This window comes from Erythrobacter sp., assembly GCF_024305245.1.
Classification (GTDB): Bacteria; Pseudomonadota; Alphaproteobacteria; order Sphingomonadales; family Sphingomonadaceae; genus Erythrobacter.
In genome coordinates, this window is record NZ_JAMWYX010000005.1 from 147,728 (window position 1) to 171,304 (window position 23,577).

Consider the following 23,577-nt stretch of genomic DNA (forward strand, 5'->3'; position numbering starts at 1 on the left):
CGGAATAGAGCGTTCCCGATAACGGGGGCCTTATCCGGGCCATTACCGGCGCGCTAACAGGGCAAGCCTAGCACTTTGTCAAGCCAAGCTTGGTAAGAGGGCGGGCGCAAACTGGGATCAATCCCGAGGGCGGCACTCCGCCCGTAACGCGAAAAGATGACATGAAAATCCATCCGCTGATTACCACTACAGACGCTCTCTCCGACCTCTGCACCCGCCTCGCCAAGTCCGAATTCGTGGCGGTCGATACCGAATTCATGCGCGAAAACACCTATTGGCCAGAACTGTGCCTGGTGCAGATCGCCAATACCGAAGAGGCCGCCGCGATCGATCCGATGGCGGAAGGGATTGACCTTACACCGCTGCTCGATCTGATGTGCGAGAACGAAGACGTGCTGAAGGTCTTCCACGCAGGCGGGCAGGATGTCGAGATCATCGTCAACCTGACCGGCAAGACCCCGCACCCGATCTTCGACACCCAGATCGCGATGATGGCAATCAGCCAGTCCGAACAGATCGGCTATGCCAATCTGGTCGAAACCTGGATGGGCCTGACGATCGACAAGGGTGCGCGCTTCACCGATTGGAGCCGCCGCCCGCTGACCGACAGGCAGATCGAATATGCCATCGGCGATGTCACCCACCTCGCCACGATCTTTCCGCGCATCCTGAAAAAGCTGATCAAGACCGGACGCGGGCTGTGGCTCGATGCCGAGATGGAAAAGCTGGCCGACCCGTCGAACTACCTGACCGATCCGGGCGTGGCGTGGAAACGCATTCGCCAATCGGGACGCAATCCGCAGGTTCTGGGCCGGATGAAAGCGCTCGCCGCATGGCGCGAAGGCGAAGCGCAGCACAAGAACATCCCGCGCGGCCGGATCATGCGCGACGAGACGCTGGCGGACATCGCCTCGCACCCGCCGAAGAGTCAGGCCGATCTCGCAAAAGTGCGCGGACTTTCGACCGCATGGAAGGACAACGACATCGGCAAACGATTGATGAAGGTGCTGGCCGAGGCCGAGCCGATGTCCAAGGACGAGATGCCCGACAAGGCTGCACGCGGCGCGCCGCTGGGCAAGGAAGGCGCACTGGTCGCCGATCTGCTCAAACTGCTGCTGAAAATCCGCGCGCGTGAAATCGACGTCGCCCCGCGCCTGCTGACCCGCGCCGACGAAATGGAGTCGCTCGCCGCAGGGATGCGTGATCTGCCGGTGCTGAAAGGCTGGCGTTATGACGTGTTCGGCAAGGATGCGCTCGATCTGGTCGAGGGCAAACTGGCCTTTGCGGTCGAAAAGGGCAGGCTCAAGATGACCCATATCGACGATGTCGTGGTGGTCGATCCGGCCCAGCCGGACGCGCCAGACACGCTGGCGGCCGAGTGACCCCAAAGCGATGAGCACATACCTCCCCACGATCAAGCAGTTGCAATATCTCGTTGCGCTGCATGAACATGGCCATTTCGGCAAAGCCGCCGATGCCAGCTTCGTGTCGCAATCGACGCTGTCGGCGGGCATCCGCGAGCTGGAATCGCTGTTAGGCGTGACTCTGGTCGAACGTTCGCGCCGGGTCGTGCGCTTTACCGCGCTGGGCGATCAGGTGGTGGCCAAGGCCAATCGTCTGCTGCGCGAGGCGGAGGAACTGGCCGATCTGGTGCAGGCCGCGGGCAAGCCGCTGGTGGGCGAGTTGCGCATGAGCGTTATCCCGACCATCGCGCCATTCCTGCTGCCGCGCGTGCTGCCCCGTTTCCGGCGCGAGCGGCCCGAACTCAAGCTGATGCTGCGCGAGGAAACCAGCCATGATGCGCTGGAATCGCTGCATCACGGGCGTGTGGATTGTGTGCTGTTGGCGCTGCCGTTCGACACCGGCGACGCGGCGATCGAGCATATCGCCGATGACCGGTTGTTCATCGCCTTCCCCAAGGACGATCCGCGCGATCCCCCGGCCAGCATTTCGCCGGACATGATCGATCAGGGTCGTCTGATGCTGCTGGAGGATGGCCACTGCCTGCGCGATCATGCGCTGGCCGCGTGCTCGCGCAGCGAATTGCGCGCCAGCGCGGCGATGATCGGCACGAGCCTGCACACACTGGTGCAGCTGGTGGACAATGATCTCGGCCTCACCATGCTTCCCGAAATGGCGCTGAAGGCGGGCATTCTGGCCGGCACCCAAGTGGTCGCCCGCCCGGTGGACAGCCCCACAGCCAAGCGCGAGATCGTGCTGGCGTGGCGCAAGAATTCCCCGCGAGAGGCGGATTTCATGCTGCTGGCGGAAGAATTGCGGCAGAGCGATTCGCCAAAGTAACACCGGCGACGAAAACCGGTTCAGCACTCCACCAGCGCAAGGCTGATCGCAAGGCCGGTGCCCAGCACCGCCCCCAGTTTGCGCGAACGCGGGCCGAAAACCGGCTTGCGGCGCCTGCCGGAAGCCGCGTGATGTTCGGCCACCAGCATCATCATTTCGCTGTTCCGGCGTTCCTCGATAGCATCCACCATCGCGCCCACATCGTCGGCGAGCAGCGCGGCATCGTCGATCAGTGCGGCCGCGCGCTCGTAATCGCCGCGCTTCAGCGCCGAATGCGCCTCGCGCTGGAGCATGCTCGCATGTGTTGCCAACTGGCCGACATATTCTTCCTGCCGGCCTCTCGTTTCGGATCCCATGTACGAAAAATAGCGCATTCCGAAGCGCCTTTCCAGCCTCAATCCATGTGTTTGAGGCCGACCCGCAGGTAATCCCAGCCGGTGATGCAGGTCAGCACGGCTGCGGTCCACAGGCTCACCAGCCCGATCAGATGGACCCAGCTTTCCGCGATGCTGCCGCAAGCCTCGAACACTGATTGACACGGCTGCCCATGCACCGCCCCGCCGAGGATCAGCGCCCCCAGCGACACCAGCTGAAAAGTCGTCTTCCACTTTGCCAGCTTGGATACCGGCACCGAAACCTGCGCCCCGCCAAGAAATTCGCGCAGGCCCGACACTGCGATCTCGCGCACCAGAATAACCAGACCCGCGATCACGTGAACATCCCCGGCGTAGGGGCCGCGCAAATAGCCTTGCGCAGTCAGCACCAGAATCACTGCGGCCACCATGATCTTGTCGGCAATCGGATCAAGGAACGTGCCCATTTTCGACACAGTGCCTTGCGCACGGGCAAGATAGCCGTCGAGGTAATCAGTCAGCGCAATCACGCAATAAAGCACGAACCCGACCAGGTATCCGAACCGCCATTCCGGCCACCACAGGAAAAACGCCAGCAGCGGCACTGCGAAGATCCGTGAAAGGGTAAGGATATTGGGCAGGCTCGACATGGCTATCCTACGCTGTAGCGCGGCATTTGAGCGGGAAAAAGCCCAAGCTCCATGCCCCTGCCCCAGATTGCGGTATCCGCGCAAGGCTTGTGAATACCCGCGCTCACGCTATGTCCGGCCTATCTCACAGGGAAGTACCGGCACATTCACGCATGACCACGTCGACCGATCTCATGCGCCAGCGGCGCTTTCTGCCGCTATTCCTGACCCAGCTGCTGAACGCGCTCAACGACAATCTCTACAAGAACGCGATGGTGCTGTTCGTGGTCTATCAGGTCTACGATTCGCCTGAGACAGAAACCTTCATCAGCGGCATTGCCACGGCGGTGTTCGTGCTGCCATTCGTGCTGTTCTCGGCGACAGCAGGGCAGCTGGCCGACATGCGCAACAAGACCACGATCATCAGGTGGATCAAGTTTTCAGAGATTATCATCATGTCGGTCGGCGCGGCCGGGCTGACGATGGCCGCGCGCGGGATCGAGATCGAAACCCTCGCCATCCCGTTGATGTTCGTGGCGCTGTTCGCGATGGGGGTGCATTCGACCTTCTTCGGCCCGATCAAATACGCGATCCTGCCCCAGCATCTTGAAAAGGAAGAGGTGCTGGCCGGCACCGGCCTCGTCGAGGCGGGGACTTATGTGGCGATCCTTGCGGGCATGATCCTGAGCGCGGTCTTCTCGGTGACGGAAAGCACCGTCGCGGTGATTGCCATCGCACTGGTCGGTTATGCGATCTGCCGCTTCGTGCCTGCTGCTCCTGCTCAGAGCGCAGACATCAAGGTCGATTGGAACCCCATCAGCGCCTCAAGATCGTTGATCGCCTTTTCGTTCGCCAATATCGAATTGCGCTATTCGGTACTGGCAATCAGCTATTTCTGGGCGATTGCGGCGATCCTGGGGGTGCAATTTTTCCCACTGGCCAAGAATGTGCTGCTGGCTGACAAGCAGGTAGCGATGGTGATGCTGGTCGCCTTCTCTGCCGGAATTGCGATTGGATCGATCGCAATCAATACGCTGCTCAAAGGTGCGATCTCAGCCCGCTATTCGGCTGTCTCCGTGCTGGCTCTGGGCGGCCTGTTGATCGCCTTCTACTTGATCTGCCGGACGTGGGATCTTCAACCTGCGGGCGAGTTGTTCACCCTGTGGGAGTTCCTCGCTCAGCCGCTCGCGCTGGTGCTGACCGCAAACCTGCTGCTGATCGCGGTGGCAGGCGGCATGTTCGTGGTCCCGCTGTATGCCTTCCTTACGACGCGCGTGGAAAAGTCGGAAGCCTCGCGTTCGGTGGCCGCCAATAATTTCATCTCGTCGCTGTTCATGGTGGTCGGCGCAGGCGTGGCCGGGGGCTTGGGCTTCCTCGGCATCCCGCTGGAGGAGCAATTGCTCGTCAGCCTGATCCTGTGCCTCGCATCAGCGCACCTCGCCCGCAAGCTGCACGCGCTCGAACACCTGCGCGGGCCTGAATTCGGCTAGATGGTTGCGTTCAGATGATGAAGGTGAGGATTGCCGCCGTCGTAGCGACATAGACGCTGGCAAAGCCGCGCACATCGGACAGCGTCAGGCGCCACAGGTCTTCGGCGGGGATCGGGATCAGGTCACGCTTCACGCGCGGCGGCAGGCTGGCACGGAACCAGTGCCGGGCAGTTTCTTCGGTCAGAACGAGGCTGCGACGCATTGTGCGATTCTCCCGTGGCACGAAGCTGCACTTTAAGACTTTCTTAACCGTTTGGAACCTTCGCCGCCGCACATGTCACAGCTTGGGACAGGCTTTCTGCCGCAACCGGGCGCCTGTCGTTTGCGCCGCCCGATGCCCGGCTGTAGACGCTCAGGGACGATAAGACGGGAGAATGTCGCGTGCCTGATTCCACACGTAGTGCCGCTGCGCTGCTGGTCGATTGCCTTGCCGATCAAGGCTGTGAACGGATTTTCACGGTGCCGGGCGAAAGCTTTCTCGCGGTGCTCGATGCCCTGCCCGACCGGCCCGAAATCGACGTGGTGACCTGCCGTCAGGAAGGCGGGGTCGCCTTCATGGCTTGCGCCGATGGCAGCATGACCGGAAGGCCCGGCGTCGCTTTCGTCACCCGCGGACCGGGGGCGACCAATGCCAGCATCGGGGTGCATGTCGCCCATCAGGATTCGCAGCCGATGATCCTGTTCGTCGGCGATGTCGCCCGGCCCATGCAAGGGCGCGAAGGGTTTCAGGAGGTCGACTTTCCGGCGTTTTTCGGCCCGATTTGCAAATGGGCTGCGCGGATCGACGATCCAGCCCGCATTCCGGAATACATCGCGCGCGCCTATGCCACAGCCATCAATGGTCGGCCCGGCCCGGTGGTGCTGGCCCTGCCCGAAGATATGCTGATCGAACAGGTGCCTGCCGCGCTCGAGCCCCGCCCCTTCGTCACGCGTGCGACACAAGCCGCCTGCCCCGACGCGATACAGGCGCTGTTCGACCTCGTCGCCGATGCCGCCAGCCCGATCGCGATCATTGGCGGCGCAGGCTGGAACGCCAAGGCACGCGAATATTTTCAGCAGTTCGCCGAAAGGATCGGCCTGCCGGTGGCGACAGCTTTCCGCCGTCAGGACGCGATTGCGCCTTCATCCCCGGTCTATGCCGGAAATCTCGGCTATGGTCCGAACCCCAAACTGGTCGAGCGGGTGAAAAACGCCGATCTCGTCATCGCTGTCGGCGCACGTTTGGGCGAAGCGACCACTGATGGATATGAGGTCCCCAGCCTCGAACATCCCGGACAATTATTGGTCCACATCCACCCCGACCCCGAAGAACTGGGCCGTGTTTATCGCACCGATCTGGCGCTGTGCTGCGCGGTCGACGAATTCGCCGAATGCGCGGCCTTGTGGGAGGATTCGGGGATCATTCCGTTCGACGCCGGAGCGCAGGCTCATCGCGAATGGCTGGAATGGGCCACGCCTCACTCATCGGACGCCGCCATCGACCTCGCAGCTTGCGTTGCGGCGATGCACGACATGCTGCCCACCGACACCATGATCGCGAACGGGGCGGGCAATTTTGCCGGGTGGTGGCACCGGTACTGGCGGTATGATGCCTACCCCGGACAGCTTGCCCCTACCTGCGGCGCAATGGGTTACGGGGTGCCTGCCGCTGTCGCCGCAGCGCTGCGTTATCCTGATCGCACGGTCGTGGCGGTGGCGGGTGACGGAGACTTCCTGATGAACGGGCAGGAACTGGCCACGGCCATGCAATATGGTGTGAACCTCATCGTGGTGGTGGTGGACAACGGCGCCTACGGCACGATCAGGATGCATCAGGAACGCGAATACCCCGGCCGCGTCTCCGCCACCAATCTCGCCAACCCCGATTTTGCCGCACTTGGCGCGGCCTATGGGGCATGGAGCGCGCGAGCGGAGACGACAGAACAGTTTTTTGCTGCGCTCGCCGAGGCCAAGGACCGTATCGGCCTTCGCCTGATCCATGCCAAAACCGATCTTGAACGGATCGCGGCCAGCGGCGCGACGATCAGCGGGATCAGGGACCGAGCGAAAAGCTGACCGTAAAAGCGAGAGGCCGCCCTCCCCTGCGGGAGGACGGCCTCATGCAATGCCTTGACGGCGTTCGTCAGACCCGGTCGCCGGCCGCGCCCTTGATCTCGCCCTTGGCCTTGTCGGTCTTTCCGTCGACTTCCTGAGCCCGGCCTTCGGCGCGGGTCTTGGGATCGTTGGAATGCTGCTTGGCCTCGCCAATACCTTCCTTGACGCTGCCTTTTGCTTTGTCGGTGAGTTCACCCATGATTGATCTCCTTTGGTTCAAGCCAATGGATTTATTGACCTTTCATGAGACCAATGGGTGGCAGAGATAAATGTTCCGATGGCCGGGGCGGGGTGTGTCCGCTCCGCGACGGAGCGTTGGACAGACTGCTTCAGCCCTTCGCCATCGCGCAAATCACCTGCCATTCCTCTGGCGTCACCCCGCTGACGGACAGGCGCGACTGGCGGATCAGTTGCATATCGGCCAGCCGCGGCTCTGCCTTGATCGCGACCAGCGTCACCGGGTGCGCGAATTTCTCCGCAGGCTTCACCTTCACGGCTGCCCACTTGCCGGTTTCGTCGGTCGGATCGATGATTCCCGCCACGCTGATGGTGCAGATGCCGACGATCTCCAGCCCCTCGCGCGAGTGGTAGAAGAACGCCTGATCGCCCACCTGCATCGCAGCCAGGTTGTTGCGCGCCTGATAATTGCGCACCCCGTCCCATGTGCCCTCGCCTTCGGCCACCAGATCATCCCAGCCATATTTGAACGGCTCGGACTTCATCAGCCAGTATTGCGGGGATCGGCTTGTCATGCGTCATTTGCTCCATGCGAAGGGACGTGATGCTTCGTCTTGCCGATAGACCGTCGGGGCGGCACCGCTCAAGCCCTTCGCCCCTCGAACACAAGGGATTAACCCGATATTTAGCGAGACCTGCGATAGCTCCCGTTACTGAGGGATGGATCGGCCACTTCGGCTGAGCCACCTGCCGCCTTTGCAGGAACGACAGCCTTGACGGATCACGATCAACAAAACCCGTTGCAGACTGCCGAGCGCGATGTCGTTGCGCTTGGGATCGCCGTGGCGGCGATCCTTCTGCTTGTCGCCACTGGCGGTGCAGTCATTCCGGATGCTGTGCGTTCGTTGCTCGGCACCGGCGGAGCGCCCAACCAGATCCTCGCCAGCGCGCTCCTGCTCAACATCGCGCTCATCATCTTCGGCTGGCGCCGCTATCGCGAACTGACCTGGGAAATCGCCGAGCGCCGCCGCGCCGAGGAGCAGGCCCGCCTGCTGGCGGCGATCGATCCCCTGACTCACTGCCTCAACCGCCGCAGCATGGTCGAAGCGACCGAGCAACTCCGCACCCGTGCGGCAATGCGCGGAGAGGCGATCGCCTATTGCATGATCGACCTCGATAATTTCAAGCAGATCAACGACATGTACGGCCATTCCTGCGGTGACGCGGTGCTGGTCAAGCTGTGCGAGAGAATCCGCGCGCTGCTCCCGCGGGAGGCCAGTCTGGCGCGGCTCGGGGGCGATGAATTCGCCTTTGTCATGGCCTATCCGGTGGGCCACACCGAACGGATCGACGATCTTGTGATCCGCCTGTTCGCCAGCACGGCCGAACCTTTCAACGCCCGCGATATGACAGTCGAACTGACAATCTCCATCGGGCTTTCCACCGATCACGATGCTGACGGCTCACCCGGCCCGGTCGTGGATGCCAGTGTGCTGATGCACCGGGCCGACATGGCGCTTTACCATGCCAAGAAGCAGGGCCGGAACCGCCATTTCTGGTTCGATGCGAGCATGGAGAACGAACTGCGGTTCCGCAACCAGCTGGAGACCGGCATTCGCCGCGGCCTCAGCGAAAATGAATTCATTCCCTATTACGAACAGCAGATCGATATCGACAGCGGCGACTTGGTCGGCTTTGAAATGCTGGCCCGCTGGCAATCGCAACAGCTGGGGCTGGTCAGCCCGGAAATCTTCATTCCGATCGCCGAGGAAATGGGCCTCATCACCCAGCTATCGGAACAGTTGATGGATCGTGCCTTCGTCGATGCGCGCGAATGGGACGATAGTCTGACGTTGTCGATCAACATCTCGCCCGTACAATTGCGCGACCCGTGGTTCGCACAGCGTCTGCTCAAACGTCTGGTGGCGGCCAACTTCCCGCCGCGACGGCTGGAAATCGAAATCACCGAAAGCTGTCTGCACGAGAATGTCGGACTGGTGCGAACGATGATCACCAGCTTGCGCAATCAGGGCGTGCAGGTGAGCCTCGATGATTTCGGCACCGGCTATGCCAGTATAGAACAGCTGCGCGACCTGCCGTTCGACCGGATCAAGATCGATCGCAGCTTCATCAGCGAATTGCGCGGAGCATCGGAGCACTCACGGATGGCCAATGCGATCATCGCGCTTGGTCGAGGGCTCGATCTGCCCCTGACAGCCGAGGGCGTGGAAGACGAGGAAATCCTCGCCACGCTGCGATCGATGGGGCGGCTGAAGGCGCAGGGCTATGTCTACGGCAAGCCCGAAACCGCAGCGGAAGTGCGGCAGCGTCTTGCCGCGCAAGGCAAGCTTTCGAAGGCCGCGCCACCCGCACCAGCCCCTCAGCCCGCGCCGCAGATCTTCCCTCGCGCCGCCAACTCCTGATTCATCGGTAGCGTCCGGCACTGGACGCGCCGCCCGCGCGTGCATAGATGCGCATTCGTGACAAAGCGCATTCCCTTCACCAAGATGCATGGGCTCGGCAACGATTTCGTCGTGATCGATGCCCGCGAGCATGCTGTGCCGCCGATGACGGCTGCCGCCGTGCGCGCGCTGGCCGACCGGCGCACGGGGGTGGGCTGCGATCAACTGATCCTCCTGCAGCCGAGCGAAGCGCCCGAAGCGGGCCACGCTTTCCGAATGCGCATCTTCAATGCCGATGGCAGCGAGGTCCAAGCTTGCGGCAATGCCGCGCGGGCGGTGGCGTTGCTGCATGGCGAAGCGGCGGTCATCGAAACCGGCGGCGGGCCGATCAGGCTTGAGCCGATCGATGGCGGCGCGCGGGTCGACATGGGCGCACCCCGTTTCGATTGGGATGCGATTCCCCTCGCCTATGCGATGGATACAGCCGCGATGCCGGTGGGTTGGGATTCGCTCGAAAATCCGATGGCGGTGAACGTCGGCAACCCGCACGTGATCTTCTTTGTCGATGATGCCGATGGCGTGCCGCTCGAAAGCCTCGGCCCGGTAATCGAGCATGATCCGCTGTTTCCAGAACGGGTCAACGTCAACGTGGCGAGCCTTGCCGGTAAGGATCATCTGCGCTTGCGGGTGTGGGAACGCGGCGCCGGTCTGACACCGGCGTGCGGCACCGGGGCGTGTGCCAGCGCCGTCGCCGCGATCCGGCGCGGGCTGGTGGCCAGCCCGGTGCGCGTGAGCCTGCCGGGCGGCGATCTGGTGATCGCGTGGCAGCAGGGCGGCACCATCCAGATGAGCGGCCCGGCCACGACGAGCTTTCACGGCAGTTTCGACTGGGACGATTTCGCGTGAACGCACCGCAGATCATCAGTCTCGGCTGCCGCATGAACATCGCCGAAAGCGAACGGATGCGGGCGATGCTGGCGGGGGAGAACAACCTTGTCGTGGTGAACTCCTGCGCGGTGACAGGCGAAGCCATGCGCCAGACCCGGCAGGCGATCCGCCGCGCCCGCCGCGATCATCCCGATGCGCGGCTGGTGGTGACCGGCTGCGCGGCCGAAATCGACCGGGCGCAAATCGGTGCGATGGACGAAGTGGACGGTCTGGTGGCAAACGCCGCCAAGCTCGATCCGCGCAGCTGGAATGTCGCCGGTGGAGCCGCGCCGATTGCTCCCGCCCGCACCCGCGCCTTTGTCGCCGTGCAGAACGGCTGCGACCATGCCTGCACCTTTTGCGTCATTCCGCAAGGGCGCGGCGTCAGTCGATCGGTTCCGGTTGAGCAAGTGCTGCGCGAGGTCGAAGCGCATCTGGCAGCGGGAGCCAAAGAGGTCGTTCTCACGGGCGTGGATCTGACCAGTTGGGGGCAGGACATCGGCGGCGCACCGCGCCTTGGCGTGCTGATCGGCGCGATTCTCGATACCTTCCCCGCCCTCGCCCGCCTGCGCCTGTCATCGGTCGACGGGGTGGAAATCGACCCGTTATTGTTCGACCTGATCGCCCATGAGCCGCGCGTCATGCCGCACCTGCACCTGTCGCTGCAGCACGGCGCCGACCTGATCCTCAAGCGCATGAAGCGCCGGCATCTGCGCCGCGATGCGGTGGAACTGGTCGCCCGGCTCAAGGCTGAGCGGCCCGAGATCGCGGTGGGCGCCGATCTGATCGCGGGTTTCCCGACCGAGACCGAGGCGCATCATGACGCGAACCTCTCGATTATCGACGAGCTCGACATCGTCCATGCCCACGTCTTCCCCTATTCGCCCCGTCCCGGCACGCCTGCCGCGCGTATGCCGCAAGTGCCGCGCGATGTGGTCAAGGCCCGCGCTGCTGCATTGCGCGCCCGCGCCGCAGAGCGCCGGGCGGAATGGCTTGCCAGCCTTGTGGGCGAAACCCTGCCCGTGCTCGCCGAACGTGACGGCACGGGCTATGCCCCCAACTACGCCCGCGTGGCCCTGCCCCCGCAGGTCCCGGCGGGCCAAGTGATCGACGTGACAGTGCGCGAGGCCAGGGAGGGCCTGCTCCTATGAGTGAAACCAGCTGGAGCCAGCGCCTGTTCGGCGGGTTCGCCAAGACATCGGAGAAGCTCGCCTCCAGCCTCCCGGCGATTGCCAGCGGGGCGAAGCTCGACAATGCCACATTGGACGATGTCGAGGATGCGCTGATCATGTCCGATCTCGGCCCGGCAGCGGCAGGGCGCATCCGGGCGCGGCTGGCGGACAAGCGGTTCGGGCTGGAGATCACCTCGCGCGAATTGAAGGAAGCCGTCGCCGAGGAAATCGCTGCGATCCTGCGCCCGGTGGCGAAGCCGCTCGAAGTGACCGCCTTCCCGCGTCCGCAGGTGATCCTTGTGATCGGGGTCAATGGCAGCGGCAAGACCACCACCATCGCCAAGCTGGCGCACCTGTTCACCGAGGACGACTACGGCGTGCTGCTGGCCGCCGGCGACACCTTCCGCGCCGCTGCCATCGGACAATTGGCAACTTGGGCGGACCGCGCCGGGGTCGATCTGGTGCGCGGCCCGGAAGGCGGCGATCCGGCGGCGATCGTGTTCGACGCGGTCAAGCAGGCCACCGATACCGGGATCGACGCGCTGATCGTCGACACTGCGGGCCGATTGCAGAACAAGAAAGAGCTGATGGAGGAGCTGGCGAAAATCCGCCGCGTGCTCGGCCGCCTGAACCCCGAGGCGCCGCACGATGTGGTGCTGGTGCTCGATGCCACCAACGGCCAGAATGCGCTTTCGCAGATCGACGTGTTCAAGGAAGTGGCGGGGGTCACCGGCCTGATCATGACCAAGCTGGATGGCACCGCGCGCGGCGGGGTGCTGGTGGCGGCGGCGGAGCAATACGGCCTCCCCATCCACGCCATCGGCGTGGGCGAAAAGATGGAAGACCTGCGCCCGTTCGATCCCGATCTGGTTGCGCGTGTGATTGCCGGGGTGGCGTGATGAGCGAAACCGAAACCAAAAAAGCCGCCTCCAGCTGGATCAACGTCGCGGTCGATTATGGCCCGCTGCTGGTGTTCCTCGGCGTCTACCGCATGAACGCGCCCGAAGAGCCCGGCCCGGCCGGAGAACTTGGCGCGATCATCTATGGCACGGTGGCCTTCATGATCGCCGCCGTCGCCGCGCTCGTCATTTCGAAATGGCGGCTGGGCAAAGTGTCGCCGATGCTGTGGTTTTCGACCGCGCTGATCGTCGGCTTCGGCAGCCTGACGATCTTCTTCGGCGACCCGACCTTCGTGCAGATCAAGCCGACGATCATCTACAGCACCTTCGGCGTGGTGCTGCTGGGCGGGTTCTTTGCCGGGCGCGCGCTGCTGAAGATCCTGCTCGAAGCCGCATTTGAAGGGTTGACGGATCAGGGCTGGCTCAAGCTGTCGCGCAACTGGGGGGTGTTCTTCCTCGCGCTCGCCGGTCTCAACGAGGTCCTGCGCGCGCAGCTGGATTTCGAAGGCTGGCTGTGGGCCAAGTTCTGGGTGTTCCTGCCGCTGACCTTCCTGTTCACCTTCAGCCAGATCCCGATGCTGCTGAAAAATGGGCTGAGCTTCGAGGATCGGGACGAGCCGTTCAAGGACGAACCGCCGACGGGGAGTTAAATCTCCACCTGGCTCCCCAGCTCCACCACGCGGTTGGTGGGCAGTTTGAAGAAGTCCATCGCGCTGGCTGAATTCCTCAGCAGCCATGCAAAAATCTTTTCGCGCCAGATCGGCATGCCCGGTTTTTCCGAAGGCAACAGGGTCTGGCGTGACAAGAAGAAGCTGGTGTGCATCATGTTGAACTCCCCGCCGCAGCGTTCCATCTGCTTCAGACCGAGCGGGACGTCGGTTTCCTCCATGAATCCGTAATTCAACACGGCGCGGTAGAACCCGTCACCCAGATCGCTCATCTCGCAGCGCGCTTCGGGGTCGACGTAGGGCACGTCGGCAATGCTGATGGTGAGGATCACCACGCGTTCGTGCAGCACCTTGTTGTGTTTGATGTTGTGCAACAGCGCGCTCGGCACGCCCGCAGTGCTCGAAGCCATGAAGATCGCCGTGCCGGGCACGCGCACGGCAGAGTTTTTGGCCGACTTGGCGAATATCTCCAGCGGCAGCGCGCTTTCACTCATCCGCTCGCGCATCAGCTTGCGTCCGCGCGCCCATGTGGTCAGCAAGGTGAAGGCGACGAGGCCCACCACCAGCGGGAACCACCCGCCATCGGGAACCTTGATGAGGTTGGCAGCAAAGTAGGCACCATCGACGATCAGGAACAGCAGCACGACAGGCGCAGCATACCACCAGCGCCATTTCCACACGCCCACCAGCAGCACCGCCATCAGCAACGTATCGATCGTCACCGCGCCGGTCACCGCAATGCCATACGCAGCGGCGAGGTTGGACGAATTCTGGAAGGTCAGCACCAGCACGATCACCGCCACCATCAATGCCCAGTTGATGACCGGGATGTAGATCTGCCCGCCCTCGGTCTCGGACGTGTGGCGGATGTTGAGGCGCGGGATGTAACCCATCTGCACCGCCTGATGGGTGATCGAGAATGCGCCGGAGATGACCGCCTGGCTGGCGATGAAGGTGGCTACCGTCGCCAGCAGCACCAGCGGCAAACGCCATTCGTCGGATGCCAGAAAGAAGAACGGGTTCTGGATCGCCTGCGCGGCCTGTTCAGCCGGAAGGCCGATGATCATCGCGCCCTGCCCGAAATAGTTGAGCAGCAGGCATGGCATGACAAAGCCGAACCACGACAGCCGCATCGGCCCGCGCCCGAAATGGCCCATATCGGAATACAGCGCCTCCGACCCGGTCACAGCCAGCACCACGCTGCCCAAGGCAAGAAACGCCAGCCAGCCATCGAGGACGAAAAAGTTGACCGCATACCATGGATTGAGCGCCCACAGCACTTCCGGAGTCTGGATGATCTGCCATGTGCCGAGCGCGGCAAGGACGCAGAAATAGACGATCATCACCGGGGCAAACAGCGCACCGACCTTGGCCGTGCCGCGTTTCTGGATTACGAACAAGAAGACGAGCAAAACCAGCGCGATGGGAATGACGAACCGTTCGAAGCGGTCATCGACAACCGTCAGCCCCTCGACCGCCGACAGCACCGAAATGGCCGGCGTGATCATGCTGTCGCCATAGAACAGGCTGGTGGCGAATACGCCCAGCAGCACTGCGATCCAGGCATGTTTCGATGTCGATATGCTGCGCGAAATCAACGCGACCAGCGCCAGCGATCCGCCCTGTCCCTTGTTATCGGCGCGCATCAGGATGGTGACGTACTGGATCGAGACGACCAGCGTCATCGACCAGAAAATCAGACTAACGACGCCGAGGACATGCGCATTGTCGAGCGCCAGCGGGTTCGATCCGGCGAATGTTTCACGAAACGCATAAAGCGGGCTGGTGCCGATATCGCCGAAGACGATGCCAATCGCCCCCACCGCCAGCGCGCCTTTGGAAGCGCTATGGCTGTGCCCTGCGGACGGGGGTTGATGGGCGGGCGCTGCTGTGTCGTTCATATCAAGCGGATTTCCCGTATGTCCCGGTACTGCCCATCAGGCCGGAACAACTCCGGCGGGGTAAGGCGGCGCGCCTAGCACTGTGTCTTCGCGCCTGCAACACGGCGCTGGGTGTGGCCATCTAGCGGTCACTGACCCTGTAGCATCGGCGCACGCGCAATAAGATCATCGAGGCGGGCAACTTCCGCTTCCAGCCCTTCGCGCCAGGGGGCATCGGCGGGCGATCGTTCGACCAGCCCCGCCCACACCGCGCGGGCAGCGCGGATCTCGCCGCTTTGCAGATAGGCCGAGCCGAGGAAGTAATCCGCGCCCGGATGCCCGGGGTCGATCATCCGCGCACGGCCGAAGGCCTGCACCGCTGCCGGAGTAACGAAGCCGTCGGCATGGCCGATCAGTGCAAGACCGAGCGCGAGCCAGCCTTCGAGATGATCGGGGTTGGTCTCCAGCCCTTGCCGCAACAGCCCAGCCGCATCGCCGAAGCGCCCACGCCGGGCGAATGCATCAGAGGTGAGCAGGTAATCGGGCGGCGGCTGGGTGCGGTCGAACAGAGCGGCCCGCCCCTCGACCATCGCTTCACCCTGATTGGAGGCGCGTTCAAGCTGCGGTTTGGGCGCTGCGGGCTGACCGGGCGAACCCTGCCAGGCATAGCCGGCCAGACCGAACACCAGAACCGCGCCGAACAGCGCCAGCCCGTCGCGCGGCAGGCGCAGCACCAGCACCGCGAACGCGAAGGCAGCCAACGCCAGAGCGCCGACTGCAAGCCAGCCTTCGATCATGCTGCATCCTCCGCAGCATCGCGGCGCTTGCCCAGCCGTCGCAGCAGCACCCCCGCCACCAGCACGATCATCAGGACGGGGATAGCAAAAAGCGGCCAGGTCGTGGCACTGATCGTGGGATTATAGCTGACGTAGTCGCCATAGCGCGCCACCAGCCAGCTGCGGATTTCCTCAGGGCTTTCGCCCGCCAGAATACGGCTGCGCACCTGATGGCGCATGTCGCCCGCCATCGGCGCATCGCTATCGGCAATCGACTGCGACTGGCACTTGAGGCAGCGCAGAGTGAGCATCAGTTCGCTGGCCTGAGCCTCGAGCGCCGGGTCGTCGAGCTGGTTATAGGCGTAGGGCGCAGGCGGCATGGTATCCTGTGCCGCCAGCGGGATCGCCAGCAGCGCCAGCAGGAAGGCGATGATCGCCCGGTTCATTGCGCTTTCTCCAGCTCGGCCAGCAGAACGGCCACATCGTCTTCGCGAATGTCACCGATATGCTGGTAGCGAATCATGCCTTGGGCATCGATCACGAAGGTCTCGGGCACGCCGGATGATCCGATTGCCAGCTGCACTTCGGAAATCGCGTCACTGCCGATGCGGGTATAGGGGTTGCCGTGGCGGGCGAGGAAGTTGGCGACATCTTCAGGCCGGTCGCGGATTGCGATGCCGACGATTTCGACGCCTTGCTCCTTCAGCGCTTCAAGTTGCGGAGCTTCGGCGATGCAGGGCAGGCACCAGCTCGCCCAGATATTGAGCAATCGCGGGCCGCCGCCGACAAGATCGCCTTTCGCCGCGCCCGGCAGACCTGCGAACGCGGGCTGAAGCGCGAAATCGGGCAGCGGTTCGCCGATCATCGTGCTTTCGACGAACTGATCCTTTTCCTGCGTCAGCATGTACCCGGCCAGCCCCAGAAAAAAGGCAAACACGGCGAGCGGCACCCACAGCCAGATCCGGTTTCGCATGTCCGGTTACTCTGCCGGAACCGGCGCGGCAGCGTCCAGCGCCTCGATATCGGCGCGGCGCTCGTCGCCCATGTCGGCGGCCTTGCGCCGCTTCACATCCACCCGCACCCGGCCCACAATCGCCAGCACGCCGCCCAATGCGATCAGCAACCCGCCGTACCAGATGAAGGTGACGAACGGCTTCCACCACACGCGAATCTGCCAGCGCCCGTCCTCGGCCTGATTGCCGATCACGGCGTAAAGCTGCCCGTCCCAGCGGGTCAGCAGCGCGCTTTCACTGGTGGCCTGCGCGGGCGACCAGAAATTGCGCGCCTGCGGGGAAAGGATCACCGGCTCTCCCCCATCGCGGCTCACAGCAATGCGCGCTTCAATCGCGGTCCAGTTCGGCCCGGCAACCGGTGTCACACTTTCGAGTTTGACGGCAAAATCGCCGACCTGCTCGGTGCCTCCGGGCGCGATGGCGGCGAGCCGTTCCTGCGTGAAGGCGCCTTCACACGCCATGCCGAACAGCGACACCGCGACCCCGAAATGCGCCAGCACCATGCCATAGGTGGCCACCGGTACGCGGCTCAATTTGCGCCCGCGTAAGGGCAGGAGCGCGCCCACCCCCAGCGCCAGCGCAAGGCCGAGGCCCAGCACCGGCAGGAACGGATAATCGCCGAGGATCGTGACCAGCGAAATGACCGCGATCAACACCGCCGCTACCAGCGCAACCTCGAACTGGATGCGCGCCGGCTTGTCCTCTTTCCAGCGGAGCAGCGGGCCGACCGCCATGACGAGGAACATCGGCACCGCAAAGATTGCAGACGCGGGATTGAAATAGGGCGGACCGACCGACACCCGCACATCGAACGCCTCGGTCAGCAGCGGGTAGAGCGTGCCGAGCAGCACGATCGCGAGGATCGCGGACAGCATCACATTGTTGAACACCAGCGCGCCTTCGCGGCTGGTGGCGGAAAAGCGCTTGCCCTCGGCCACGGCACCGGCGCGCAGCGCGAAGATGGTGAATGCCCCGCCGATATAGAGCCCCAGCAGCGCGAGGATGAAGCTGCCGCGTTCCGGATCGACCGCAAACGCGTGAACGCTGGTCAGCACGCCCGAACGCACCAGAAATGTGCCGAGCATCGACATCGAGAACGCCAGCACGCCGAGCATGATCGTCCACGTCCGCAGCGCATCGCGCGCGGCGAGCACGCTGACCGAATGCATCAGCGCGGTCGCGGCAAGCCACGGCATGAAGGATGCGTTTTCGACCGGGTCCCAGAACCACCAGCCACCCCAGCCAAGCTCGTAATACGCCCAGTAGGAACCGGCGGTAATGCCGAAGGTCAGCAGCACCCACGCACCCAGCACCCACGGGCGCAGAACCCGCGCGAACGACGGGTTGACCTGATTGGTCAGCAACGCGCCCATCGCAAGGCTGAAGGCGACCGACAGGCCGACATAACCAGCGTAAAGCGTGGGCGGATGGATCGCGAGGCCGATGTCCTGCAGAAGCGGATTGAGCCCGACGCCTTCAATCGCAGGCACCGGCAGGCGTTCGAACGGGTTGGATGACAACAGCAGGAAGGCATAGAAGCCCAGCCCCACAAACCCCTGCACCGCCAGCGTCGCGCCCATGGTGCGTTCGGGCAAGCGGCGCTCGAACGCGGCGAGCAGACCGCCGGACAGGGCAAGCACGCCCACCCACAGCAACATCGAGCCTTCGTGATTGCCCCATGTGCCGGTGAGCTTGTACAGCATCGGTTTCATCGAATGCGAATTGGTGGCGACCAGCTTGATCGAAAGATCGGTGATCGCGAACGCCCACAGCAGCAGAAAGAACGCCAGTACCGCCAGCAATGCCTGCACCACCGCAGCGGGCCGCGCGAAGATCGCCAGCGAGTTGGGCGCACCCTCCGCGCCCTTCAGCGCGAATGCGCCCGAAACCATCTGCAACACCGCCAGCGCGGCGGCGAGCCACAGGGCGGCAAGTCCGAGTTCGGCGATCATTGCTTGGCCCCTTGTCCGTGTTGGATCACGGCGTCAAACCCACGGTGGTATCGGCGGCGACTTTCGCTGCCTGCGCGCTGCCCATGCCTTCAAGCTCGCGCGGCACGTAGTTCTCGTCATGCTTGGCGAGCAGGTTGGTGGCCAGAAACACCCCGTCCTTGCCAAGGCTGCCTTCGGCAACCACGCCCGAACCTTCGACGAACAGATCGGGCAGAATGCCGGTGTAGCGCACGGGGACCGCGTCATCGGTGTTGCCGGTGACCATGAAGTTGACTGTGACGCCGTCGGTTTCGGTTACGATCGAACCGGGCCGCACCATTCCGCCGAGCCGCACCGCCTGCCCGACTTCCGGAGGCTCCGCCGCCATCTGTTCGGGCAGGTAGAAATAATTCGCCTGATTGCGCAGGGCCCATGCCGCCAGCAGGCCCGCCGCGACAATCGCCAGGACAGCGATCACCACGAGCACGAGACGTTGATGCTTGGCCTTCATTGCATTTCCTCGTTCAGCGCCGCCGCGTGGCATCGCGCCGCGCTTCGGCCCGGCGCATCGCGCGCCATGCCCAGATGGTGAGCGCCGCAAGCGCGGCAATCCCTACGCCAAAGGCAAGCAACACGAAATCCCACTGGACAAGTTCCTCGCGCATCAGGCGCGCTCCATTTCCGCAGCAACGGCCATTGGCGCGTCATCGTCCAGCGCCCGGCGCCGCAACCGCGCCTCGACCTGACTTTCGGCGATCAGTGCGCGCATCCGCATCAGCACGATCGCGCCGAACAGCAGCGAGAAACCGATCACCGCAATCAGCAGCGGCCAGAGATAAGCCGCGTCAATCGCGCTCTTGCCCATGGTGATGCTGGGCGGTTGATGCAGAGAATTCCACCACACCACCGAACGGTTGATGATCGGCACATTGATTGCGCCCACCAGACCGAAGATCGCGGCGATTTTCGATGATCCGCCTTCGCGGCTGGCAGCCTGAGTCAGCGCGATATAACCGGCATAGAGGAATAATAGCACCAGCATACTGGTCAGCCTGCCGTCCCATTCCCACCATGTGCCCCACGTGGGGCGGCCCCAGATCGAGCCGGTGGCAAGGCAGATCGCGCAGAACACCATCCCCGGCACTGCAATCGCCCGCGCAGCAAGCGCGGCCAGAGGATGCTTCCAAATCAGCAGCATCGCGCTGGAAATCGCAATTCCGGCCCAGCCGCCCATGCCCAGCCAGGCCGCGGGAACGTGGATGAACAGGATGCGCACCGTTTCGCCCATCAGCCGGTCGGGCGGCACCATGAACAGGCCCCACGCCATCGCGCCGATTGACAGCACGAGTCCGCTCCACAGGCACAGCGGCATCAGCCACTTCGCAAGGGCGAGGAATCGGGTGGGGTTGGCATAAATGTGCATAAGCTTTTGCGTCCCGCGGGCTTGTAGCCTTACACCCAGCGGGGACAAGACTGCAATTCATGCAAGGGCCAATTCGTTCCCCCTGCCACGCTGCGCAAGGCCTATCCGCGTCCGATCAGTTCCTGCGCCATCCGGTCGGCGACCACATCGGACGAGGCGCCGCTGGCGTCGCTTTCCTGCCAGATCGCTTCGAGCCGGCCCGGAATTTGCGCAAGACGCTTCCTGACCTCGTTGATATCGGCGGGCACACCGTCGCGGCGGGCAAGATATTCCGTCGCAACCGAGATGATTCCGCCCGCGTTGATCACATAGTCGGGCGCATAAAGAATGCCGCGGTCCGCCAACAACGCACCGTGTTCTGCCTTGGCGAGCTGGTTGTTCGCCCCGCCTGCAACAATCGCGCAATCGAGCCGGGCAATACCCTCCTCGTCGAGAATCGCGCCGAGCGCATTGGGGCTGAACACATCGCATCCAACAGCCATGACCGCATCGGACGCGACCACATTCGCGCCCAGTTCGCCCGCCAGATCGGCCGCGCGTGTCGCATGGATATCCGCCAGGGTCAGCTTCGCCCCGTCTTTTGCAAGTAGCCGCGCAACCCCGCCGCCGACGCTGCCGGTGCCCTGCACTGCCACATGCACGCCCGCGAGGCTATCGCGGCCCAGCTTGTGCTGCACCGCCGCCTTTATGCCGTGATAGATTCCCATCGCGGTGAACGGGCCGGGATCGCCGCCCGCGCTGCCTTCACCTGCAACCGGCAGGCCCGAGACATGCTTGGTGCGCTGCGAGACAGCGACCATGTCAGCCTCGGTGATGCCGACATCCTCGGCTGTGATATAGCGGCCGCCCAGTGCATCGACCGCATCGCCGAACGCGGCGAGCATTGCAGGCGTCTTGTCGGCATCGGGGCCGGCAAGGATCACCGCCTTACCCCCGCCCATCGGCAGCCCGGCCATGGCGTTCTTGTAGCTCATCCCGCGCGACAACCGCAGCGCATCGCGCATCGCGCCCGCCGGATCGGCATAGTGCCAGAACCGCGTGCCGCCGGCCGCGGGGCCGCAATGGGTGGAATGGATCGCGATGATCGCCGTCAGGCCGCTCGCCCGGTCATGCACAAGTTGCACGCATTCGTGTGCGTCAAAATCGGGCTCGGCCCAGAAAGCGGTCATCAACAGTCCCCGTTCGCGGTGCGGGAGACATGGCTGGGGGAGGATGATGGGGCGATCGACGGGGTTTGAACCCGCGACCTCCGGTACCACAAACCGGCGCTCTAACCAACTGAGCTACGATCGCCACATGCCCCTGCCCGAAAACAACCCGTCCGGTCGCTGCCAAAGCCCGCGCAAGGCGCGCGGTTTACGCATGGCACGCGCCCGGTCAAGTGCATCATGGGCGGGCCAGCGCCTCTTGCACAAAGGCCTGTGGATGGGAAGCGAAAACTGCTTTGTGACGCGTCTGACGCAAGATTGTTACGCGGCCTCCGAAAGGATTGCGAAGGCTGCGGGGAAAACTATCGTGCCGCACCATGACTGTGACCAACGAATCCGTTGCCGCCCGACTCACTGCGCACGAAGGAATGCAACGCCTGCCCACGGCACAGGCCGAATTGTTCCAGCAGCGGGGTTTCTGCCCCCCCGATCTGGCGTTCGATCTGATCGCGCTGATTGAGCAGGGGCGTCGCCCTTCGACCATCGCCGACGATAATGGCGATGCCTACTTCCGGACCAGCGAGACCTGCGACCTCGACGCCGACCAACCGCCAGTTGCGCGGATCGAGACGATGCTGACCGCGCTGTGCGGCATCGACCCCGCTTTCGGCGAACCCCTGCAGGGCCAGCGCTATGCGCAAGGTCAGGAGTTCAAGCCGCACACCGATTATTTCACGCCGGGAGGCCGCGATTACCAGACGTTCTGCGCATTATCAGGCAACCGCACATGGACTTTCATGATCTATCTCAATGACGTCGCCGCGGGCGGTGCTACCCGCTTCAAGATGCTCGACAAGACCTTTCATCCCGAACCGGGCAAGTTGCTGTGCTGGAACAATCGCTTGGCTGACGGCGGCGTCAATCCGGCCACGCTCCATCACGGGATGAAGGTGCGCAAGGGCGTCAAATACGTGATCACCAAATGGTATCGCGAACAACCATGGAGGGGCTGATGACCGATTATTCCGATATTGCGCAGGACTTGAAGGCGCGGCTCGCCGACATTGTCGAACGCACGCAAGGGATCGAGGACGATCTGCGCCACCCGCTCGACGATGATCTTGAGGAACAGGCGATCGATCTGGCCGATGACGAATCGCTCGAAGGCGTCGACACTGTCCTGCTCGCCGAAGCGCGGCAGATCCGCTTCGCCCTCGCCCGGATCGAGGCTGGCACTTACGGCTCTTGCGCCAATTGCGGCGAGGCAATCGCGCCAGAGCGACTCAAGGCTCGCCCGATCGCGACCCGCTGTATCAAGTGCGCGGCGTGAAGACCGCCTGACCGGAAACGAAAAAGGCGACCCCGTCAGGCCGCCTTCCTCCCACGACCTTGCGGCCGCGAACTGGTTGCTGCGACCTTGCGGCTACGCAGCTGGCTGTGTCGCTTACTTCTTGAGCGACAGCCCGCCGAAACGCTTGTTGAACGCGGCCACACGGCCACCTTCGGAAACCTGCTGACGACCGCCGGTCCAGGCGGGGTGGCTCAGCGGGTCGATATCGAGCGCGAGCACGTCGCCTTCCTTGCCCCAGGTCGAACGGGTCTGGAATTCGGTGCCATCGGTCATCTTGACCGTGATCAGGTGGTATTCGGGATGACCTTCGGCCTTCATGACGTATTCCTTTGCAGCGTGGCGCCGGTTCCGACCGGCGCTGCTATGAATGGGAAGCGCGCGCCTTAGTGGGGAACGCGGAGCAATGCAACCTTAGATAACTATGCCCGCCTTCAGGCAGGCGGATCGGTCATCATTGCGGTGAATTCCACCTCGCAGCTGGTCTTGCCCTCGACGCTGGCGACGCCTTTGAACTTGTAGACGCGGCTGCGCTTCTGGGTGAATTCGACGTGCAGATCGAGCAGGCATCCCGGTGTCACGGGGCTGCGGAACTTGGCGTTCTCGATCCCCATGAAGATTACCAGCTTGCCGGTGCCCGCCAGTTCCATCGTCTCGATCCCGAGGATGCCGGCGGCCTGCGCCAGCGCCTCGATCTGGAGCACGCCGGGCATGATCGGAGCACCGGGGAAATGGCCCTGGAAGAACTGCTCGTTCATGCTCACGGCCTTGATCGCGTGGATGCGCTCACCCAGCGTGATCGAACGCACGCGGTCGACCAGCAACAGCGGATAGCGATGCGGCAGGGCCTGCAGGATTTTGCCGATATTGTAATCGACCACATCCGGGGCCGTGCCGCTCGCTTCGCTCATCGTCTGGTCCTTGTCCGCGTGCGCTTGCCGATGGC

Annotated in this window: 27 protein-coding genes and 1 tRNA gene; 11 read left to right on the forward strand and 17 right to left on the reverse strand. The window is 63.5% G+C overall.

Annotated features, from left to right (window positions below; translation table 11 throughout):
• Positions 1 to 161: 161 nt before the first annotated feature.
• Both rnd and Q0L48_RS09285 read left to right on the forward strand, forming a co-directional pair.
• Complete coding sequence (gene rnd / locus Q0L48_RS09280; protein WP_296720030.1) at positions 162 to 1,382, forward strand: ribonuclease D; 1,221 nt, start codon at positions 162 to 164, stop codon at positions 1,380 to 1,382.
• Between the two features lie 10 nt (positions 1,383 to 1,392).
• Positions 1,393 to 2,301: a hydrogen peroxide-inducible genes activator gene (locus tag Q0L48_RS09285; RefSeq protein ID WP_296720033.1), complete on the forward strand. Its 909-nt coding sequence runs from the start codon at positions 1,393 to 1,395 to the stop codon at positions 2,299 to 2,301.
• Positions 2,302 to 2,321: 20 nt separating this feature from the next.
• Here Q0L48_RS09285 and Q0L48_RS09290 read toward each other — a convergent pair whose 3' ends face one another.
• Together Q0L48_RS09290 and pgsA are read right to left on the reverse strand one after the other, a co-directional pair.
• Positions 2,322 to 2,675: a hypothetical protein gene (locus Q0L48_RS09290; protein ID WP_296720035.1), complete on the reverse strand. Its 354-nt coding sequence runs from the start codon at positions 2,673 to 2,675 to the stop codon at positions 2,322 to 2,324.
• A 20-nt stretch (positions 2,676 to 2,695) separates the two neighbouring features.
• Positions 2,696 to 3,304, reverse strand: coding sequence for a CDP-diacylglycerol--glycerol-3-phosphate 3-phosphatidyltransferase (gene pgsA, locus Q0L48_RS09295; RefSeq protein ID WP_296720037.1), 609 nt, complete (start codon positions 3,302 to 3,304; stop codon positions 2,696 to 2,698).
• 152 nt (positions 3,305 to 3,456) lie between these two features.
• Here pgsA and Q0L48_RS09300 point away from each other — a divergent pair, with 152 nt between their 5' ends.
• Entirely contained in the window at positions 3,457 to 4,773 is a 1,317-nt protein-coding gene (locus Q0L48_RS09300; protein ID WP_296720040.1) for an MFS transporter, read from the forward strand.
• A 10-nt stretch (positions 4,774 to 4,783) separates the two neighbouring features.
• Here the strand turns inward: Q0L48_RS09300 and Q0L48_RS09305 are convergent, their stop codons facing one another.
• The gene (locus Q0L48_RS09305; RefSeq protein WP_296720043.1) at positions 4,784 to 4,975 is read right to left on the reverse strand and encodes a hypothetical protein; all 192 of its coding nucleotides are present in this window, start codon (positions 4,973 to 4,975) and stop codon (positions 4,784 to 4,786) included.
• Between the two features lie 179 nt (positions 4,976 to 5,154).
• Between Q0L48_RS09305 and Q0L48_RS09310 the strand changes: the two genes are divergently transcribed.
• Complete coding sequence (locus tag Q0L48_RS09310) at positions 5,155 to 6,828, forward strand: thiamine pyrophosphate-binding protein (RefSeq protein ID WP_296720046.1); 1,674 nt, start codon at positions 5,155 to 5,157, stop codon at positions 6,826 to 6,828.
• Between the two features lie 67 nt (positions 6,829 to 6,895).
• Here the strand turns inward: Q0L48_RS09310 and Q0L48_RS09315 are convergent, their stop codons facing one another.
• Together Q0L48_RS09315 and Q0L48_RS09320 are read right to left on the reverse strand one after the other, a co-directional pair.
• Positions 6,896 to 7,066 carry a CsbD family protein gene (locus Q0L48_RS09315; protein ID WP_296720048.1) on the reverse strand — a complete coding sequence of 57 codons (171 nt, stop codon included), beginning with the start codon at positions 7,064 to 7,066 and terminating at the stop codon, positions 6,896 to 6,898.
• Positions 7,067 to 7,196: 130 nt separating this feature from the next.
• A complete protein-coding gene (locus Q0L48_RS09320; RefSeq protein ID WP_296720050.1) occupies positions 7,197 to 7,619 on the reverse strand; it encodes an EVE domain-containing protein in 423 nt (140 codons plus the stop codon).
• Positions 7,620 to 7,817: 198 nt separating this feature from the next.
• Here Q0L48_RS09320 and Q0L48_RS09325 point away from each other — a divergent pair, with 198 nt between their 5' ends.
• The 5 genes from Q0L48_RS09325 (at position 7,818) to Q0L48_RS09345 (ending at position 13,094) form a co-directional block, all read left to right on the forward strand.
• Positions 7,818 to 9,467, forward strand: coding sequence for an EAL domain-containing protein (locus Q0L48_RS09325; RefSeq protein ID WP_296720052.1), 1,650 nt, complete (start codon positions 7,818 to 7,820; stop codon positions 9,465 to 9,467).
• 84 nt (positions 9,468 to 9,551) lie between these two features.
• Entirely contained in the window at positions 9,552 to 10,352 is an 801-nt protein-coding gene (dapF, locus tag Q0L48_RS09330; protein ID WP_296720347.1) for a diaminopimelate epimerase, read from the forward strand.
• On the forward strand, positions 10,349 to 11,524 hold the full coding sequence (locus tag Q0L48_RS09335) for a MiaB/RimO family radical SAM methylthiotransferase (RefSeq protein WP_296720055.1): 1,176 nt from the start codon (positions 10,349 to 10,351) through the stop codon (positions 11,522 to 11,524). The genes dapF and Q0L48_RS09335 overlap by 4 nt, the downstream gene beginning before the upstream one ends.
• Positions 11,521 to 12,444, forward strand: coding sequence for a signal recognition particle-docking protein FtsY (gene ftsY, locus Q0L48_RS09340; RefSeq protein ID WP_296720058.1), 924 nt, complete (start codon positions 11,521 to 11,523; stop codon positions 12,442 to 12,444). The genes Q0L48_RS09335 and ftsY overlap by 4 nt, the downstream gene beginning before the upstream one ends.
• Positions 12,444 to 13,094 carry an inner membrane-spanning protein YciB gene (locus Q0L48_RS09345; protein ID WP_296720061.1) on the forward strand — a complete coding sequence of 217 codons (651 nt, stop codon included), beginning with the start codon at positions 12,444 to 12,446 and terminating at the stop codon, positions 13,092 to 13,094. The genes ftsY and Q0L48_RS09345 overlap by 1 nt, the downstream gene beginning before the upstream one ends.
• Here the strand turns inward: Q0L48_RS09345 and Q0L48_RS09350 are convergent.
• The 10 genes from Q0L48_RS09350 to Q0L48_RS09395 form a co-directional block, all read right to left on the reverse strand.
• Entirely contained in the window at positions 13,091 to 15,013 is a 1,923-nt protein-coding gene (locus Q0L48_RS09350; RefSeq protein WP_296720065.1) for a potassium transporter Kup, read from the reverse strand. The genes Q0L48_RS09345 and Q0L48_RS09350 overlap by 4 nt on opposite strands.
• A gap of 128 nt (positions 15,014 to 15,141) precedes the next feature.
• On the reverse strand, positions 15,142 to 15,789 hold the full coding sequence (locus tag Q0L48_RS09355; RefSeq protein ID WP_296720067.1) for a tetratricopeptide repeat protein: 648 nt from the start codon (positions 15,787 to 15,789) through the stop codon (positions 15,142 to 15,144).
• A complete protein-coding gene (locus tag Q0L48_RS09360; RefSeq protein WP_296720070.1) occupies positions 15,786 to 16,214 on the reverse strand; it encodes a cytochrome c-type biogenesis protein in 429 nt (142 codons plus the stop codon). The genes Q0L48_RS09355 and Q0L48_RS09360 overlap by 4 nt, the downstream gene beginning before the upstream one ends.
• Entirely contained in the window at positions 16,211 to 16,741 is a 531-nt protein-coding gene (locus tag Q0L48_RS09365) for a DsbE family thiol:disulfide interchange protein (protein WP_296720073.1), read from the reverse strand. The genes Q0L48_RS09360 and Q0L48_RS09365 overlap by 4 nt, the downstream gene beginning before the upstream one ends.
• Before the next feature lie 6 nt (positions 16,742 to 16,747).
• Complete coding sequence (locus Q0L48_RS09370; RefSeq protein WP_296720075.1) at positions 16,748 to 18,733, reverse strand: heme lyase CcmF/NrfE family subunit; 1,986 nt, start codon at positions 18,731 to 18,733, stop codon at positions 16,748 to 16,750.
• Positions 18,734 to 18,758: 25 nt separating this feature from the next.
• Complete coding sequence (ccmE, locus tag Q0L48_RS09375) at positions 18,759 to 19,223, reverse strand: cytochrome c maturation protein CcmE (RefSeq protein WP_296720078.1); 465 nt, start codon at positions 19,221 to 19,223, stop codon at positions 18,759 to 18,761.
• A gap of 13 nt (positions 19,224 to 19,236) precedes the next feature.
• Positions 19,237 to 19,377, reverse strand: coding sequence for a hypothetical protein (locus Q0L48_RS09380; RefSeq protein ID WP_296720080.1), 141 nt, complete (start codon positions 19,375 to 19,377; stop codon positions 19,237 to 19,239).
• On the reverse strand, positions 19,377 to 20,135 hold the full coding sequence (gene ccmC, locus Q0L48_RS09385; RefSeq protein ID WP_296720083.1) for a heme ABC transporter permease CcmC: 759 nt from the start codon (positions 20,133 to 20,135) through the stop codon (positions 19,377 to 19,379). The genes Q0L48_RS09380 and ccmC overlap by 1 nt, the downstream gene beginning before the upstream one ends.
• A gap of 101 nt (positions 20,136 to 20,236) precedes the next feature.
• Positions 20,237 to 21,304, reverse strand: coding sequence for a Glu/Leu/Phe/Val dehydrogenase dimerization domain-containing protein (locus Q0L48_RS09390; protein WP_296720084.1), 1,068 nt, complete (start codon positions 21,302 to 21,304; stop codon positions 20,237 to 20,239).
• Between the two features lie 47 nt (positions 21,305 to 21,351).
• A tRNA-His gene (locus Q0L48_RS09395) sits at positions 21,352 to 21,428 on the reverse strand.
• A 232-nt stretch (positions 21,429 to 21,660) separates the two neighbouring features.
• Between Q0L48_RS09395 and Q0L48_RS09400 the strand changes: the two genes are divergently transcribed.
• Both Q0L48_RS09400 and Q0L48_RS09405 read left to right on the forward strand, forming a co-directional pair.
• A complete protein-coding gene (locus Q0L48_RS09400; protein WP_296720087.1) occupies positions 21,661 to 22,296 on the forward strand; it encodes a 2OG-Fe(II) oxygenase in 636 nt (211 codons plus the stop codon).
• Complete coding sequence (locus Q0L48_RS09405) at positions 22,296 to 22,613, forward strand: TraR/DksA family transcriptional regulator (RefSeq protein ID WP_296720091.1); 318 nt, start codon at positions 22,296 to 22,298, stop codon at positions 22,611 to 22,613. Before Q0L48_RS09400 ends, Q0L48_RS09405 begins: the two co-directional genes overlap by 1 nt.
• A 114-nt stretch (positions 22,614 to 22,727) precedes the next feature.
• Here the strand turns inward: Q0L48_RS09405 and rpmE are convergent, their stop codons facing one another.
• Together rpmE and fabZ are read right to left on the reverse strand one after the other, a co-directional pair.
• Positions 22,728 to 22,952, reverse strand: coding sequence for a 50S ribosomal protein L31 (rpmE, locus tag Q0L48_RS09410; protein ID WP_296720093.1), 225 nt, complete (start codon positions 22,950 to 22,952; stop codon positions 22,728 to 22,730).
• A gap of 113 nt (positions 22,953 to 23,065) precedes the next feature.
• A complete protein-coding gene (gene fabZ / locus Q0L48_RS09415; RefSeq protein WP_296720096.1) occupies positions 23,066 to 23,542 on the reverse strand; it encodes a 3-hydroxyacyl-ACP dehydratase FabZ in 477 nt (158 codons plus the stop codon).
• Positions 23,543 to 23,577 lie beyond the last annotated feature (35 nt).

Coding starts and splice junctions, on each gene's coding strand:
- Q0L48_RS09370 (WP_296720075.1), bottom strand. CDS start 18,733: ATGATCGCCGAACTCGGACTTGCCGCCCTGTGGCTCGCCGCCGCGCTG.
- Q0L48_RS09360 (WP_296720070.1), bottom strand. CDS start 16,214: ATGAACCGGGCGATCATCGCCTTCCTGCTGGCGCTGCTGGCGATCCCG.
- Q0L48_RS09380 (WP_296720080.1), bottom strand. CDS start 19,377: ATGCGCGAGGAACTTGTCCAGTGGGATTTCGTGTTGCTTGCCTTTGGC.
- ftsY (WP_296720058.1), top strand. CDS start 11,521: ATGAGTGAAACCAGCTGGAGCCAGCGCCTGTTCGGCGGGTTCGCCAAG.
- Q0L48_RS09405 (WP_296720091.1), top strand. CDS start 22,296: ATGACCGATTATTCCGATATTGCGCAGGACTTGAAGGCGCGGCTCGCC.
- Q0L48_RS09345 (WP_296720061.1), top strand. CDS start 12,444: ATGAGCGAAACCGAAACCAAAAAAGCCGCCTCCAGCTGGATCAACGTC.
- Q0L48_RS09365 (WP_296720073.1), bottom strand. CDS start 16,741: ATGCGAAACCGGATCTGGCTGTGGGTGCCGCTCGCCGTGTTTGCCTTT.
- rpmE (WP_296720093.1), bottom strand. CDS start 22,952: ATGAAGGCCGAAGGTCATCCCGAATACCACCTGATCACGGTCAAGATG.
- Q0L48_RS09315 (WP_296720048.1), bottom strand. CDS start 7,066: ATGGGTGAACTCACCGACAAAGCAAAAGGCAGCGTCAAGGAAGGTATT.
- Q0L48_RS09285 (WP_296720033.1), top strand. CDS start 1,393: ATGAGCACATACCTCCCCACGATCAAGCAGTTGCAATATCTCGTTGCG.
- Q0L48_RS09350 (WP_296720065.1), bottom strand. CDS start 15,013: ATGAACGACACAGCAGCGCCCGCCCATCAACCCCCGTCCGCAGGGCAC.
- Q0L48_RS09400 (WP_296720087.1), top strand. CDS start 21,661: ATGACTGTGACCAACGAATCCGTTGCCGCCCGACTCACTGCGCACGAA.
- Q0L48_RS09320 (WP_296720050.1), bottom strand. CDS start 7,619: ATGACAAGCCGATCCCCGCAATACTGGCTGATGAAGTCCGAGCCGTTC.
- pgsA (WP_296720037.1), bottom strand. CDS start 3,304: ATGTCGAGCCTGCCCAATATCCTTACCCTTTCACGGATCTTCGCAGTG.
- Q0L48_RS09390 (WP_296720084.1), bottom strand. CDS start 21,304: ATGACCGCTTTCTGGGCCGAGCCCGATTTTGACGCACACGAATGCGTG.
- dapF (WP_296720347.1), top strand. CDS start 9,552: ATGCATGGGCTCGGCAACGATTTCGTCGTGATCGATGCCCGCGAGCAT.
- fabZ (WP_296720096.1), bottom strand. CDS start 23,542: ATGAGCGAAGCGAGCGGCACGGCCCCGGATGTGGTCGATTACAATATC.
- ccmC (WP_296720083.1), bottom strand. CDS start 20,135: ATGCACATTTATGCCAACCCCACCCGATTCCTCGCCCTTGCGAAGTGG.
- ccmE (WP_296720078.1), bottom strand. CDS start 19,223: ATGAAGGCCAAGCATCAACGTCTCGTGCTCGTGGTGATCGCTGTCCTG.
- Q0L48_RS09290 (WP_296720035.1), bottom strand. CDS start 2,675: ATGCGCTATTTTTCGTACATGGGATCCGAAACGAGAGGCCGGCAGGAA.
- Q0L48_RS09305 (WP_296720043.1), bottom strand. CDS start 4,975: ATGCGTCGCAGCCTCGTTCTGACCGAAGAAACTGCCCGGCACTGGTTC.
- Q0L48_RS09300 (WP_296720040.1), top strand. CDS start 3,457: ATGACCACGTCGACCGATCTCATGCGCCAGCGGCGCTTTCTGCCGCTA.
- rnd (WP_296720030.1), top strand. CDS start 162: ATGAAAATCCATCCGCTGATTACCACTACAGACGCTCTCTCCGACCTC.
- Q0L48_RS09355 (WP_296720067.1), bottom strand. CDS start 15,789: ATGATCGAAGGCTGGCTTGCAGTCGGCGCTCTGGCGTTGGCTGCCTTC.